Source organism: Klebsiella sp. 10-1 (assembly GCF_009758445.1).
GTDB lineage: Bacteria > Pseudomonadota > Gammaproteobacteria > Enterobacterales > Enterobacteriaceae > Klebsiella > Klebsiella scottii.
On sequence record NZ_WQRE01000019.1, the window covers coordinates 15,472 to 26,564 of the forward strand.

Below are 11,093 nucleotides of genomic sequence, written 5' to 3' on the forward strand. Positions count from 1 at the left end.
TGCTACTTATTCCTCAATTTTACCGCCAGCAGCTTCGATAGCAGCACGAGCACCTTTAGTCACACGCAGGCCACGAACAGTTACCGGACGAGCTACCTCGCCAGAAAGAATCACTTTCGCGAACTCAATCTGAATACCGATAATGTTTGCTGCTTTCAGCGTGTTCAGGTCGACTACATCGCCTTCTACGTGAGCCAGATCGGAGAGACGAATCTCTGCAGTGATCATTGCTTTACGAGAAGTGAAGCCGAATTTCGGCAGACGACGGTACAGAGGCATCTGACCGCCCTCGAAACCGCGACGTACGCCACCGCCAGAACGAGAGTTCTGACCTTTGTGACCACGACCACCGGTTTTACCGAGGCCAGAACCGATACCACGACCCAGGCGCTTACCCGCCTTTTTAGAGCCTTCGGCCGGAGACAGAGTATTTAAACGCATCTCTTACTCCTCAACTTTAACCATAAAGGAAACCGCGTTGACCATACCACGAACAGCAGGAGTATCCTCGCGTTCTACGGTGTGACCAATACGACGCAGACCCAGGCCAAGCAGCGTTGCCTTGTGTTTCGGCAGACGACCGATTGCACTGCGGGTTTGAGTAATTTTAATAGTCTTTGCCATGGTTTATTTCCCCAGAATTTCTTCAACGGATTTACCACGCTTGGCAGCGACCATTTCTGGAGAATTCATATTTTCCAGGCCATCAATAGTTGCACGAACCACGTTAATCGGGTTGGTGGAACCATATGCTTTGGCCAGAACGTTATGAACTCCAGCAACTTCCAGAACGGCGCGCATTGCACCACCGGCGATGATACCGGTACCTTCGGAAGCTGGCTGCATGAATACACGAGAACCCGTGTGAACACCTTTAACCGGGTGCTGCAGGGTGCCGTGGTTCAGCGCGACGTTAATCATATTGCGACGGGCTTTTTCCATCGCTTTCTGGATCGCTGCTGGAACTTCACGCGCTTTACCGTAACCAAAACCTACGCGACCGTTACCGTCACCAACTACAGTCAGAGCTGTGAAGGAGAAAATACGACCACCTTTAACGGTTTTAGATACGCGGTTAACCGCGATCAGCTTTTCCTGCAGTTCGCCAGCTTGTTTTTCGATGTGAGCCATCTTACACCTCTACCTTAGAACTGAAGGCCAGCTTCACGGGCAGCATCTGCCAGTGCCTGGACACGACCATGATATTGGAACCCGGAACGGTCAAAGGAAACATCTTTGATGCCTTTTTCCAGAGCGCGTTCAGCAACAGCTTTACCCACAGCTGCAGCCGCGTCTTTGTTACCGGTGTACTTCAGTTGTTCAGCGATAGCTTTTTCTACAGTAGAAGCAGCTACCAGAACTTCAGAACCGTTCGGTGCAATTACCTGTGCGTAAATATGACGCGGGGTACGATGTACCACCAGGCGAGTTGCACCCAGCTCCTGGAGCTTGCGGCGTGCGCGGGTCGCACGACGGATACGAGCAGATTTCTTATCCATAGTGTTACCTTACTTCTTCTTAGCCTCTTTGGTACGCACGACTTCGTCGGCGTAACGAACACCCTTGCCTTTATAAGGCTCAGGACGACGGTAGGCGCGCAGATCTGCTGCAACCTGGCCGATTACCTGCTTATCAGCGCCTTTCAGCACGATTTCAGTTTGAGTCGGACATTCTGCAGTGATACCCGCCGGCAGCTTATGTTCAACAGGATGAGAGAAACCTAAAGCCAGGTTTACTACATCCCCTTTAACCGCTGCACGATAGCCTACACCAACCAGCTGAAGCTTTTTAGTGAAGCCTTCGGTAACACCGATAACTACTGAGTTAAGCAGGGCACGCGCGGTACCAGCCTGAGCCCAACCGTCTGCGAAACCATCACGCGGACCGAAAGTCAGTGCATTATCTGCATGTTTAACTTCAACAGCATCGTTGAGAGTACGAGTCAGCTCGCCATTCTTACCTTTGATCGTAATAACCTGACCGTTGATTTTTACATCAACGCCGGCAGGAACAACGACCGGTGCTTTAGCAACACGAGACATTTTTTCCTCCGATTAGGCTACGTAGCAGATAATTTCGCCACCAAGACCAGCTTGGCGCGCTGCACGATCAGTCATAACACCTTTAGAGGTAGAAATAACTGCGATACCCAGACCCGCCATAACTTTCGGCAGCTCATCTTTACGTTTATAGATGCGCAGACCTGGGCGGCTGACACGCTGAATGCTTTCTACAACAGCTTTACCCTGGAAATACTTAAGAGTAAGTTCCAGTTCCGGCTTGATGTCGCCTTCAACTTTAAAATCTTCAATAAAGCCTTCTTCCTTCAGCACGTTGGCAATTGCCACTTTCAGCTTGGAGGAAGGCATGGTGACCGCAGCTTTATTCGCGGCCTGACCGTTACGGATACGGGTCAGCATATCCGCGATCGGATCTTGCATGCTCATCTGTCTTTACTCCCGTGATTCAATTGGTGACAATTACCAGCTAGCCTTTTTCAGACCCGGGATTTCACCGCGCATAGCGGCTTCACGGACCTTAATACGGCTCAACCCGAACTTCCGCAGGAAACCATGCGGACGACCTGTTTGACGGCAGCGATTACGCTGACGAGACGGGCTGGAATCACGCGGCAGAGTCTGCAGCTTGAGAACAGCATTCCAACGATCTTCGTCGGTTGCGTTCACATCAGAGATGATAGCTTTCAGTTCAGCGCGTTTAGCGAAGAATTTATCAGCTAAAGCCACGCGCTTTACTTCGCGTGCTTTCATTGATTGCTTAGCCATTAAGTAACCCTACCTTACTTGCGGAACGGGAAGTCAAAGGCAGCCAGAAGAGCGCGGCCTTCTTCATCAGATTTCGCAGTAGTGGTAATGGTAATATCCAAACCACGAACGCGGTCGACTTTATCGTAGTCGATTTCTGGGAAGATGATCTGCTCACGGACACCCATGCTGTAGTTACCACGACCATCGAATGACTTAGCGGACAGGCCACGGAAGTCACGGATACGCGGTACAGCAATAGTGATCAGGCGCTCAAAGAACTCCCACATGCGTTCGCCACGCAGGGTTACTTTACAGCCGATCGGATAGCCCTGACGGATTTTGAAGCCTGCAACTGATTTGCGTGCTTTGGTGATCAACGGCTTTTGACCGGAGATTGCTGTCAGATCCGCTGCTGCGTTATCCAGCAGTTTCTTGTCAGCGATCGCTTCACCAACACCCATGTTCAGGGTGATCTTCTCGACCCGAGGGACTTGCATGACAGAATTGTAGTTAAACTCAGTCATGAGTTTACCAACTACTTCGTCTTTGTAGTAATCATGCAGTTTCGCCATCGTACTACTCCAAATTACTTGATAGTTTCGCTGTTAGACTTGAAGAAACGGACTTTTTTGCCGTCTTCGAATCTAAAGCCTACACGGTCAGCCTTGCCGGTTGCCGCATTGAAGAGTGCAACGTTAGAAACCTGAATTGCTGCTTCTTTTTCAACGATGCCACCTGGTTGGTTCAGGGCCGGAACCGGCTTCTGATGTTTCTTAACCAGGTTGATACCTTCAACAATGAGCTTGCCGGAAGACAAGACATTCTTAACTTTACCGCGTTTACCTTTATCTTTACCGGTTAACACGATAACTTCGTCATCACGACGGATTTTCGCTGCCATGATTCGCTCCTTAGAGTACTTCTGGTGCCAGAGAGATAATTTTCATGAACTTCTCGGTACGAAGCTCACGAGTTACCGGCCCAAAAATACGCGTACCGATGGGCTGCTCGCTGTTATTGTTGAGAATAACGCATGCATTACCATCGAAGCGAATGACAGAACCGTCCGGGCGACGAACACCCTTCTTGGTGCGCACCACTACCGCCTTCAGCACATCACCTTTTTTGACCTTACCACGCGGAATTGCTTCCTTGATGGTGATCTTGATGATGTCGCCTACGCCTGCGTAGCGACGGTGCGAGCCACCCAGAACCTTGATACACATTACGCGACGTGCACCGGAGTTGTCGGCGACGTTCAGCATAGTCTGTTCTTGGATCATTTTAGTGCTCCGCTAATGTCAACTACTACTGAGACCCAAAATCGGGCCGTTAAATATCCCCATATCGAGGGCGCGGCATTATAACACCGGAAATCGGATATGGGTAGAAAAAATAAACGGCTCATCGCTGAGCCGTTTATTCGTTGAGAATACAGCTCTATTAAAGAACTGCTTTCTCTACGACGCGAACCAGCGTCCAGGACTTAGTCTTGGACAGCGGACGGCATTCGTGGATTTCGACCACGTCACCGATACCGCATTCGTTGTTCTCGTCATGTACGTGCAGTTTGGTCGTACGCTTGATGAACTTACCGTATACCGGGTGTTTCACCACACGTTCGATAGCAACAACGATGGATTTCTCCATTTTGTTGCTAACTACGCGACCTTGCAGAGTACGGATTTTATCGGTCATTACGCACCCGCCTTCTGAGTCAGTAAAGTCTTAACGCGTGCAACATCACGACGCACTTGCTTCAGCAGATGAGTCTGTTGCAGCTGGCCACTTGCAGCCTGCATACGCAGGTTGAACTGCTCACGCAGCAGGTTCAGCAGCTCAGCGTTCAGCTCTTCAACGCTTTTTTCACGCAGCTCTTTTGCTTTCATTACATCACCGTCTTAGTTACAAAGGTGGTTTTGATCGGCAGTTTCGCTGCTGCCAGGCCGAATGCTTCACGGGCCAGCTCTTCCGGTACGCCGTCCATTTCATAAAGGACTTTACCCGGCTGAATCAAGGCAACCCAGTACTCCACGTTACCTTTACCTTTACCCATACGAACTTCCAGCGGCTTCTCGGTAATCGGTTTGTCCGGGAAAACACGGATCCAGATTTTACCTTGACGCTTAACTGCACGGGTCATAGCACGACGTGCTGCTTCGATCTGACGTGCAGTCAGACGACCACGGCCAACAGCTTTCAGACCGAAAGTGCCGAAGCTAACATCCGTACCCTGCGCCAGACCACGGTTGCGGCCTTTGTGCACTTTACGGAATTTTGTACGCTTTGGTTGTAACATCAGCGACGCTCCTTATTTACGGCCTTTACGCTGCTGCTTTTTAGGTTGAGCAGCCGGTTCCGGTTGTTCAACAGCAGCCATACCACCCAGGATCTCGCCTTTGAAGATCCATACCTTAACGCCGATTACACCGTAAGTGGTGTGCGCTTCAGAGGTGTTGTAGTCGATGTCAGCACGCAGAGTGTGCAGCGGTACGCGACCTTCACGGTACCATTCGGTACGTGCGATTTCCGCGCCGCCCAGACGGCCGCTAACTTCAACTTTGATACCTTTAGCGCCCAGACGCATTGCGTTCTGTACAGCACGCTTCATAGCACGACGGAACATAACGCGACGTTCCAGCTGAGAAGTGATGCTGTCAGCAACCAATTTAGCGTCCAGTTCTGGCTTACGAACTTCGGCGATATTGATCTGTGCAGGAACGCCAGCGATATCCGCTACGACCTTGCGCAGTTTTTCTACGTCTTCGCCTTTCTTACCGATGACGATGCCCGGGCGAGCAGTGTGAATAGTCACACGAATGCTCTTAGCCGGACGCTCGATAACGATACGAGATACGGACGCTTTAGACAGTTCCTTAGTCAGGAACTGACGTACTTTAAAATCGCTGTCCAGGTTGTCAGCGAATTCTTTGGTGTTCGCGAACCAGGTAGAGTTCCATGGTTTGACAATACCCAGGCGAATACCATTAGGATGTACTTTCTGACCCATTGCTAGTCTCCAGAGTCTCAGCGATCGGACACAACCACAGTGATGTGGCTGGTGCGCTTCAGGATGCGATCTGCACGACCTTTCGCACGCGGCATAATGCGCTTCATGCTCGGGCCTTCGTCTACGAAAATTTTCGCAACTTTCAGATCGTCAATGTCAGCGCCATCGTTGTGTTCAGCGTTAGCAATGGCAGATTCCAGTACCTTCTTGACCAGTACAGCAGCTTTCTTGTTGGTGTAGGTCAGAATATCCAGGGCCTGCGACACTTTCTTACCGCGAATCAGGTCAGCTACGAGGCGAACCTTCTGAGCAGAAGAACGAGCATGGCGATGTTGAGCTAAAGTTTCCATCTCTTCCTCCTACCTTATTTCTTCTTCGCTTTTTTATCAGCAGCATGGCCGCGATAAGTACGAGTCGGTGCGAATTCACCCAGTTTGTGACCAACCATTTCGTCGGAAACAAAAACTGGAACGTGCTGACGACCATTATGGACAGCGATGGTCAAACCGATCATGTTAGGAAAGATCGTTGAACGACGGGACCAAGTGCGCAGGGGCTTCTTGTCTCCGCTTTCCACCGCTTTCTCTACCTTCTTCAGCAAGTGCAGGTCAATAAAAGGACCTTTCTTGAGAGAACGTGGCATGGCTTATCCTCTAAAATTATTTGCTACGGCGACGTACGATGAATTTATCAGTACGCTTGTTGCTGCGGGTCTTCTTACCTTTGGTCTGCAGGCCCCACGGGGAAACCGGGTGCTTACCAAAGTTACGACCTTCACCACCACCATGTGGGTGGTCGACTGGGTTCATCGCAGTACCGCGAACGGTAGGACGAATACCACGCCAGCGTGCAGCACCTGCTTTACCCAGAACGCGCAGCATATGCTCAGCATTGCCAACTTCGCCCAGAGTAGCGCGGCAGTCTGCTTCGACTTTACGCATTTCACCAGAACGCAGACGCAGTGTGACATAAGCACCATCACGAGCAACGATCTGAACGTAAGTACCAGCGGAACGTGCCAGCTGACCGCCTTTACCTGGTTTCATTTCTACGTTATGAACGGTAGAACCAACCGGGATATTGCGCATCGGCAGGGTGTTGCCTGCTTTGATTGCAGCATCAACGCCAGACTGAATCTGGTCGCCAGCTTTCAGGCCTTTAGGGGCCAGGATGTAACGGCGCTCGCCATCTTTGTACAGAACCAGCGCGATGTTCGCGGAACGGTTCGGATCGTACTCAAGACGCTCAACAACTGCCGGGATACCATCTTTGTTGCGTTTGAAGTCAACAATACGGTAAGCCTGCTTGTGGCCACCACCGATATGACGGGTGGTGATACGGCCATTGTTGTTACGACCACCGGATTTGCTGTTTTTTTCCAGCAACGGAGCAAAAGGTTTGCCCTTGTGCAGCTCAGGGTTAACCACTTTAACAACGTGGCGACGACCCGGAGATGTCGGTTTACATTTAACAACTGCCATTGTATTACTCCTCCGACTTACTCAGCGCCGCCAACGAAGTCCAGATTCTGGCCTTCCTTCAGGGTGACGTAAGCTTTTTTCCAGTCGCTACGACGACCGATACGCTGTCCGTGACGTTTAACTTTCCCTTTAACTACCAGGGTGTTAACGACTTCGACTTCGACTTCAAACAGTTTCTGCACAGCAGCTTTGATTTCTGCTTTAGTCGCGTCTTTAGCAACTTTGAGAACGATGGTATTTGTTTTTTCCATCGCAGCAGACGCTTTTTCAGAAACGTGCGGTGCACGCAGCACCTTCAGCAGACGTTCTTCACGAATCATGCCAGCATCTCCTCAACTTGCTTAACAGCATCAGCAGTCATTACGACTTTGTCGAAGGCGATCAGGCTAACCGGGTCGATACCAGTTGCATCGCGTACGTCAACCTTGTGCAGGTTGCGCGCAGCAAGGAACAGGTTCTCGTCCAGCTCACCGGTGATGATCAGCACATCTTCCAGAGCCATGTCTTTCAGTTTCTGTGCCAGCAGCTTAGTTTTAGGCGCTTCTACAGAGAACGTCTCGACAACGATCAGACGATCCTGACGTACCAGTTCGGACAGAATGCTTTTCAGCGCGCCGCGGTACATCTTTTTGTTAACTTTTTGACTGTGGTCCTGCGGGCGAGCAGCGAAGGTTACGCCACCGGAACGCCAGATCGGGCTCTTGATAGAACCTGAACGCGCACGGCCGGTACCTTTCTGGCGCCACGGCTTTTTGCCTGAACCAGTTACTTCAGCACGAGTCTTCTGAGCACGAGTACCCTGACGAGCACCAGCTGCATAAGCAACAACAACCTGGTGTACCAGCGCTTCGTTGAAATCACGACCGAAGGTAGTTTCGGAAACAGTCAGCGCGCTCTGCGCGTCTTTCAATACTAATTCCATTGCTATCTCCTCACGCCTTCACAGCTGGTTTAACGATCAGGTCGCTACCGGTAGCACCCGGGACCGCACCTTTAACCAGCAGCAGGTTGCGCTCAGCGTCAACACGTACTACGTCCAGGCTCTGAACGGTGACACGTTCGTTACCCAGCTGACCTGCCATTTTCTTGCCTTTGAACACTTTGCCCGGAGTCTGGTTCTGACCGATAGAACCCGGAACGCGGTGAGACAAGGAGTTACCGTGAGTAGCGTCCTGGGTACGGAAGTTCCAGCGCTTAACGGTACCAGCAAAACCTTTACCTTTAGAGGTACCGGTTACGTCAACTTTTTTAACGTCAGCAAACAGTTCAACGCTAATGCTCTGACCTACGGTGAATTCTTCACCGTCGGCAAGACGGAATTCCCACAGGCCGCGGCCAGCTTCAACGCCAGCTTTAGCGAAGTGACCAGCTTCCGGCTTGGTTACACGGTTAGCTTTTTTAGCACCGGTGGTAACCTGGATTGCGCGGTAACCATCGTTAGCCAGGTCTTTAACCTGTGCAACACGGTTTGCTTCAACTTCGATTACGGTTACTGGGATAGATACGCCATCTTCAGTGAAGATGCGGGTCATACCCACTTTTTTACCGACTAAACCAATCATTGTTTCAACCTCTCAATCGCTCGATGACCTGATTAACCCAGGCTGATCTGCACGTCTACACCGGCAGCCAGATCCAGACGCATCAGAGCATCAACGGTTTTCTCAGTTGGCTCAACGATGTCAACCAGACGCTTGTGAGTGCGGATCTCGTACTGATCGCGCGCATCTTTGTTGACGTGCGGAGAGATCAGAACGGTAAAGCGCTCTTTGCGGGTCGGCAGCGGGATCGGACCACGGACCTGCGCACCAGTGCGCTTAGCAGTCTCGACGATTTCCGCGGTTGATTGATCGATCAGACGATGATCAAACGCTTTAAGACGGATACGGATTCTTTGGTTCTGCATGAGACCAGAGCTCCAATTATTTATAGACGAAATGATTACTCCTCATACCCATTACGATTGATGGGAGAGTGTAACCGTTCTTACATAGTTCCCCGATTGGGAACATTGTTTGATAGCTAAAAGCTCTATCAGGGTTCATATCGAACCGGCCTGCCAATTTTGACAGGCCCGCGCATTATACGCAAATTCGGACCCAACACAAGGGCTGCGTAGAAAATCGTCATTTATATTTGCGAGGCTGCCGGGAAGAGCGGTGTTGCCGGCTGAAAAATAGCAAATTAAGCGGATTGCCGCGCGCAAAACCAGCTATCGTTCTTTGCCGCTCGCTCCTCGCCGGGTCAAAATCGGCGCATACGACTCATCTGTCGGGGTATCCCATGTACATGACTCTCCCCTTCCTGCTTTTCTACTGCGGGTTTTCTCTGGCGCTCTGCTGGCATGACCTGCGACATGGGCTGCTTCCCGACCGTTTAACCTGTCCCCTACTCTGGGTTGGCCTGCTTTTTTATCTTTGTCGAATGCCGATCGGTCTGGAAAATGCCGTCTGGGGTGCTATCGCGGGGTATCTGGCTTTTGCTTTAGCCTACTGGCTTTACAGAGGGATTCGCGGGTATGAGGGGTTAGGCTATGGCGATGTGAAATTTCTTGCGGCTCTTGGTGCCTGGCACGGCTGGCAGTCGCTGCCGCAGCTGGTGTTCATGGCGACGCTAATCGCCTGCGCCACGCTGCTACTGCGCATCGTTATCTGGAATCGCCGGGAGGTCCTGAACAACCCGCTGCCGTTTGGCCCTTTTTTGGCTGCAGCGGGTTTTTACTGTGGATGGCAAACGTTGTCAGTCAGCAACTTTAATCTGTGACTGGAGATAATTCTGCAGGCCAATTTTACCGATAAGGTCCAGCTCGGTTTCCAGCCAGTCAATATGGCCTTCCTCATCGGCAAGGATTTCAATCAGCATATCGCGGCTGACATAATCATGGACGCTGTCGGCATAGGCGATTGCCTCTCTCAAATCTTTGGCGCCTTCCAGCTCCAGCCTTAAATCGGATTGCAGCATCTCCTCGACATCTTCACCGATACCCAGCTTGCCGAGATCCTGCAGATTGGGCAATCCTTCAAGAAACAAAATACGCTCGATATATTTATCGGCGTGTTTCATTTCATCAATGGATTCATGGTATTCGACGTCGTTGAGGCGCATCAGGCCCCAGTTCTTGAACATCCTGGCATGGAGAAAGTACTGATTTATTGCGACAAGCTCATTTCCCAATAATTTATTGAGATAACTTATGACTTTGACATCACCTTTCATTATATAGTCCCTCCGCTTCCACTCATTGAAGCGTAGTTCGCACTATATAGATGTCAAAGAAAAGCCGGAGGTCTCAGGCGATCTCTTTATATTCCGGCATGCGAGTTAATTCATCTTCCATGATCTCGCGGGCGGCGCGGACACATTTACCGCATTGATTTCCAACGGGAATAAACTTACGTAACTGCTGAAAAGATTGAGGGTGAAATTGACGCACGGCCTGACGAATTTTTTTATCGTTTACACCATTACACAAACAAACGTACATATTCACTCCCGTTCAATTTATGCTCAAAGTGTAAATGAGAATAGTTATGATTACAATAGGCTGTCTATATAATAGATCTGATAACGCACTTTTATATTGCTCACTCTCGGGCCTATCGGGTCTAAATGACAGGCAGCAAAAAGGGCGCCGAAGCGCCCTTTTTAATTCAGAACTAAAGAATTAGCTCAGAACTTTAGCAACAACGCCCGCACCTACAGTACGGCCGCCTTCACGGATTGCGAAACGCAGACCGTCGTCCATCGCGATCGGGTGGATCAGGGTAACAACCATTTTGATGTTGTCGCCCGGCATTACCATCTCTACGCCTTCCGGCAGTTCGATGGTGCCAG

Annotated in this window: 25 protein-coding genes; 1 reads left to right on the forward strand and 24 read right to left on the reverse strand. The window is 50.6% G+C overall.

All coding sequences use genetic code 11. From position 1 onward, the window contains the following. Positions 1-6: 6 nt before the first annotated feature. From rplO to rpsJ, 21 genes are all read right to left on the reverse strand, one after another. Positions 7-441, reverse strand: coding sequence for a 50S ribosomal protein L15 (gene rplO, locus GO007_RS28430; protein WP_041142964.1), 435 nt, complete (start codon positions 439-441; stop codon positions 7-9). A gap of 3 nt (positions 442-444) precedes the next feature. Continuing rightward, positions 445-624: a 50S ribosomal protein L30 gene (gene rpmD, locus GO007_RS28435; RefSeq protein ID WP_001140434.1), complete on the reverse strand. Its 180-nt coding sequence runs from the start codon at positions 622-624 to the stop codon at positions 445-447. A gap of 3 nt (positions 625-627) precedes the next feature. Next, positions 628-1,131 (reverse strand): 30S ribosomal protein S5, encoded by a 504-nt coding sequence (gene rpsE / locus GO007_RS28440; RefSeq protein ID WP_004106339.1) that lies wholly within the window; start codon positions 1,129-1,131, stop codon positions 628-630. A 14-nt stretch (positions 1,132-1,145) separates the two neighbouring features. Further along, on the reverse strand, positions 1,146-1,499 hold the full coding sequence (gene rplR, locus GO007_RS28445; RefSeq protein WP_000358960.1) for a 50S ribosomal protein L18: 354 nt from the start codon (positions 1,497-1,499) through the stop codon (positions 1,146-1,148). A gap of 9 nt (positions 1,500-1,508) precedes the next feature. After that, complete coding sequence (gene rplF / locus GO007_RS28450) at positions 1,509-2,042, reverse strand: 50S ribosomal protein L6 (protein ID WP_041142965.1); 534 nt, start codon at positions 2,040-2,042, stop codon at positions 1,509-1,511. Between the two features lie 12 nt (positions 2,043-2,054). Continuing rightward, positions 2,055-2,447, reverse strand: a complete 393-nt coding sequence (rpsH, locus tag GO007_RS28455; RefSeq protein ID WP_004106343.1) for a 30S ribosomal protein S8 — start codon at positions 2,445-2,447, stop codon at positions 2,055-2,057. Positions 2,448-2,480: 33 nt separating this feature from the next. Continuing rightward, on the reverse strand, positions 2,481-2,786 hold the full coding sequence (gene rpsN, locus GO007_RS28460) for a 30S ribosomal protein S14 (protein ID WP_002919667.1): 306 nt from the start codon (positions 2,784-2,786) through the stop codon (positions 2,481-2,483). A 14-nt stretch (positions 2,787-2,800) separates the two neighbouring features. Continuing rightward, positions 2,801-3,340, reverse strand: a complete 540-nt coding sequence (rplE, locus tag GO007_RS28465) for a 50S ribosomal protein L5 (protein ID WP_041142966.1) — start codon at positions 3,338-3,340, stop codon at positions 2,801-2,803. 14 nt (positions 3,341-3,354) lie between these two features. Further along, entirely contained in the window at positions 3,355-3,669 is a 315-nt protein-coding gene (rplX, locus tag GO007_RS28470) for a 50S ribosomal protein L24 (RefSeq protein ID WP_041142967.1), read from the reverse strand. Positions 3,670-3,679: 10 nt separating this feature from the next. Next, complete coding sequence (gene rplN, locus GO007_RS28475; protein WP_002919748.1) at positions 3,680-4,051, reverse strand: 50S ribosomal protein L14; 372 nt, start codon at positions 4,049-4,051, stop codon at positions 3,680-3,682. 160 nt (positions 4,052-4,211) lie between these two features. Continuing rightward, the gene (gene rpsQ, locus GO007_RS28480) at positions 4,212-4,466 is read right to left on the reverse strand and encodes a 30S ribosomal protein S17 (RefSeq protein ID WP_095105716.1); all 255 of its coding nucleotides are present in this window, start codon (positions 4,464-4,466) and stop codon (positions 4,212-4,214) included. Beyond that, positions 4,466-4,657 carry a 50S ribosomal protein L29 gene (gene rpmC, locus GO007_RS28485; protein ID WP_002919754.1) on the reverse strand — a complete coding sequence of 64 codons (192 nt, stop codon included), beginning with the start codon at positions 4,655-4,657 and terminating at the stop codon, positions 4,466-4,468. Before rpmC ends, rpsQ begins: the two co-directional genes overlap by 1 nt. Next, positions 4,657-5,067, reverse strand: coding sequence for a 50S ribosomal protein L16 (gene rplP, locus GO007_RS28490; RefSeq protein ID WP_002919759.1), 411 nt, complete (start codon positions 5,065-5,067; stop codon positions 4,657-4,659). Before rplP ends, rpmC begins: the two co-directional genes overlap by 1 nt. A gap of 12 nt (positions 5,068-5,079) precedes the next feature. Next, a complete protein-coding gene (rpsC, locus tag GO007_RS28495) occupies positions 5,080-5,778 on the reverse strand; it encodes a 30S ribosomal protein S3 (protein WP_045854067.1) in 699 nt (232 codons plus the stop codon). Between the two features lie 17 nt (positions 5,779-5,795). Continuing rightward, positions 5,796-6,128 (reverse strand): 50S ribosomal protein L22, encoded by a 333-nt coding sequence (gene rplV, locus GO007_RS28500; RefSeq protein ID WP_002919773.1) that lies wholly within the window; start codon positions 6,126-6,128, stop codon positions 5,796-5,798. 14 nt (positions 6,129-6,142) lie between these two features. After that, positions 6,143-6,421 (reverse strand): 30S ribosomal protein S19, encoded by a 279-nt coding sequence (gene rpsS / locus GO007_RS28505; RefSeq protein WP_001138115.1) that lies wholly within the window; start codon positions 6,419-6,421, stop codon positions 6,143-6,145. A 16-nt stretch (positions 6,422-6,437) separates the two neighbouring features. Then, positions 6,438-7,259 carry a 50S ribosomal protein L2 gene (rplB, locus tag GO007_RS28510; RefSeq protein ID WP_041142969.1) on the reverse strand — a complete coding sequence of 274 codons (822 nt, stop codon included), beginning with the start codon at positions 7,257-7,259 and terminating at the stop codon, positions 6,438-6,440. A gap of 17 nt (positions 7,260-7,276) precedes the next feature. After that, the gene (gene rplW / locus GO007_RS28515) at positions 7,277-7,579 is read right to left on the reverse strand and encodes a 50S ribosomal protein L23 (protein ID WP_004868363.1); all 303 of its coding nucleotides are present in this window, start codon (positions 7,577-7,579) and stop codon (positions 7,277-7,279) included. Beyond that, positions 7,576-8,181, reverse strand: a complete 606-nt coding sequence (rplD, locus tag GO007_RS28520) for a 50S ribosomal protein L4 (protein WP_015960716.1) — start codon at positions 8,179-8,181, stop codon at positions 7,576-7,578. The genes rplW and rplD overlap by 4 nt, the downstream gene beginning before the upstream one ends. A 10-nt stretch (positions 8,182-8,191) precedes the next feature. Next, positions 8,192-8,821 (reverse strand): 50S ribosomal protein L3, encoded by a 630-nt coding sequence (rplC, locus tag GO007_RS28525; RefSeq protein ID WP_004868374.1) that lies wholly within the window; start codon positions 8,819-8,821, stop codon positions 8,192-8,194. Positions 8,822-8,853: 32 nt separating this feature from the next. After that, a complete protein-coding gene (rpsJ, locus tag GO007_RS28530) occupies positions 8,854-9,165 on the reverse strand; it encodes a 30S ribosomal protein S10 (protein WP_001181005.1) in 312 nt (103 codons plus the stop codon). A gap of 377 nt (positions 9,166-9,542) precedes the next feature. Here rpsJ and GO007_RS28535 point away from each other — a divergent pair, with 377 nt between their 5' ends. Further along, positions 9,543-10,022 carry a prepilin peptidase gene (locus tag GO007_RS28535; protein ID WP_095105717.1) on the forward strand — a complete coding sequence of 160 codons (480 nt, stop codon included), beginning with the start codon at positions 9,543-9,545 and terminating at the stop codon, positions 10,020-10,022. Here the strand turns inward: GO007_RS28535 and bfr are convergent. The 3 genes from bfr to GO007_RS28550 all read right to left on the reverse strand — a co-directional run. Beyond that, positions 9,999-10,475 (reverse strand): bacterioferritin, encoded by a 477-nt coding sequence (gene bfr / locus GO007_RS28540; protein ID WP_041142971.1) that lies wholly within the window; start codon positions 10,473-10,475, stop codon positions 9,999-10,001. The two genes, GO007_RS28535 and bfr, sit on opposite strands and share 24 nt — an antisense overlap. A 73-nt stretch (positions 10,476-10,548) precedes the next feature. Further along, complete coding sequence (gene bfd / locus GO007_RS28545) at positions 10,549-10,743, reverse strand: bacterioferritin-associated ferredoxin (protein ID WP_071844856.1); 195 nt, start codon at positions 10,741-10,743, stop codon at positions 10,549-10,551. A gap of 180 nt (positions 10,744-10,923) precedes the next feature. Continuing rightward, positions 10,924-11,093, reverse strand: a 170-nt coding sequence (locus GO007_RS28550) for an EF-Tu C-terminal domain-related protein (protein ID WP_072859533.1), incomplete at its 5' end; no start/stop codon positions are given.

Coding starts and splice junctions, on each gene's coding strand:
- rplN (WP_002919748.1), bottom strand. CDS start 4,051: ATGATCCAAGAACAGACTATGCTGAACGTCGCCGACAACTCCGGTGCA.
- rplW (WP_004868363.1), bottom strand. CDS start 7,579: ATGATTCGTGAAGAACGTCTGCTGAAGGTGCTGCGTGCACCGCACGTT.
- GO007_RS28535 (WP_095105717.1), top strand. CDS start 9,543: ATGTACATGACTCTCCCCTTCCTGCTTTTCTACTGCGGGTTTTCTCTG.
- rpmD (WP_001140434.1), bottom strand. CDS start 624: ATGGCAAAGACTATTAAAATTACTCAAACCCGCAGTGCAATCGGTCGT.
- bfr (WP_041142971.1), bottom strand. CDS start 10,475: ATGAAAGGTGATGTCAAAGTCATAAGTTATCTCAATAAATTATTGGGA.
- rpsN (WP_002919667.1), bottom strand. CDS start 2,786: ATGGCTAAGCAATCAATGAAAGCACGCGAAGTAAAGCGCGTGGCTTTA.
- rplO (WP_041142964.1), bottom strand. CDS start 441: ATGCGTTTAAATACTCTGTCTCCGGCCGAAGGCTCTAAAAAGGCGGGT.
- rplR (WP_000358960.1), bottom strand. CDS start 1,499: ATGGATAAGAAATCTGCTCGTATCCGTCGTGCGACCCGCGCACGCCGC.
- rplE (WP_041142966.1), bottom strand. CDS start 3,340: ATGGCGAAACTGCATGATTACTACAAAGACGAAGTAGTTGGTAAACTC.
- bfd (WP_071844856.1), bottom strand. CDS start 10,743: ATGTACGTTTGTTTGTGTAATGGTGTAAACGATAAAAAAATTCGTCAG.
- rpmC (WP_002919754.1), bottom strand. CDS start 4,657: ATGAAAGCAAAAGAGCTGCGTGAAAAAAGCGTTGAAGAGCTGAACGCT.
- rplF (WP_041142965.1), bottom strand. CDS start 2,042: ATGTCTCGTGTTGCTAAAGCACCGGTCGTTGTTCCTGCCGGCGTTGAT.
- rpsJ (WP_001181005.1), bottom strand. CDS start 9,165: ATGCAGAACCAAAGAATCCGTATCCGTCTTAAAGCGTTTGATCATCGT.
- rplX (WP_041142967.1), bottom strand. CDS start 3,669: ATGGCAGCGAAAATCCGTCGTGATGACGAAGTTATCGTGTTAACCGGT.
- rplC (WP_004868374.1), bottom strand. CDS start 8,821: ATGATTGGTTTAGTCGGTAAAAAAGTGGGTATGACCCGCATCTTCACT.
- rpsQ (WP_095105716.1), bottom strand. CDS start 4,466: ATGACCGATAAAATCCGTACTCTGCAAGGTCGCGTAGTTAGCAACAAA.
- rpsC (WP_045854067.1), bottom strand. CDS start 5,778: ATGGGTCAGAAAGTACATCCTAATGGTATTCGCCTGGGTATTGTCAAA.
- rpsS (WP_001138115.1), bottom strand. CDS start 6,421: ATGCCACGTTCTCTCAAGAAAGGTCCTTTTATTGACCTGCACTTGCTG.
- rpsH (WP_004106343.1), bottom strand. CDS start 2,447: ATGAGCATGCAAGATCCGATCGCGGATATGCTGACCCGTATCCGTAAC.
- rplB (WP_041142969.1), bottom strand. CDS start 7,259: ATGGCAGTTGTTAAATGTAAACCGACATCTCCGGGTCGTCGCCACGTT.
- rplV (WP_002919773.1), bottom strand. CDS start 6,128: ATGGAAACTTTAGCTCAACATCGCCATGCTCGTTCTTCTGCTCAGAAG.
- rplD (WP_015960716.1), bottom strand. CDS start 8,181: ATGGAATTAGTATTGAAAGACGCGCAGAGCGCGCTGACTGTTTCCGAA.
- rplP (WP_002919759.1), bottom strand. CDS start 5,067: ATGTTACAACCAAAGCGTACAAAATTCCGTAAAGTGCACAAAGGCCGC.
- rpsE (WP_004106339.1), bottom strand. CDS start 1,131: ATGGCTCACATCGAAAAACAAGCTGGCGAACTGCAGGAAAAGCTGATC.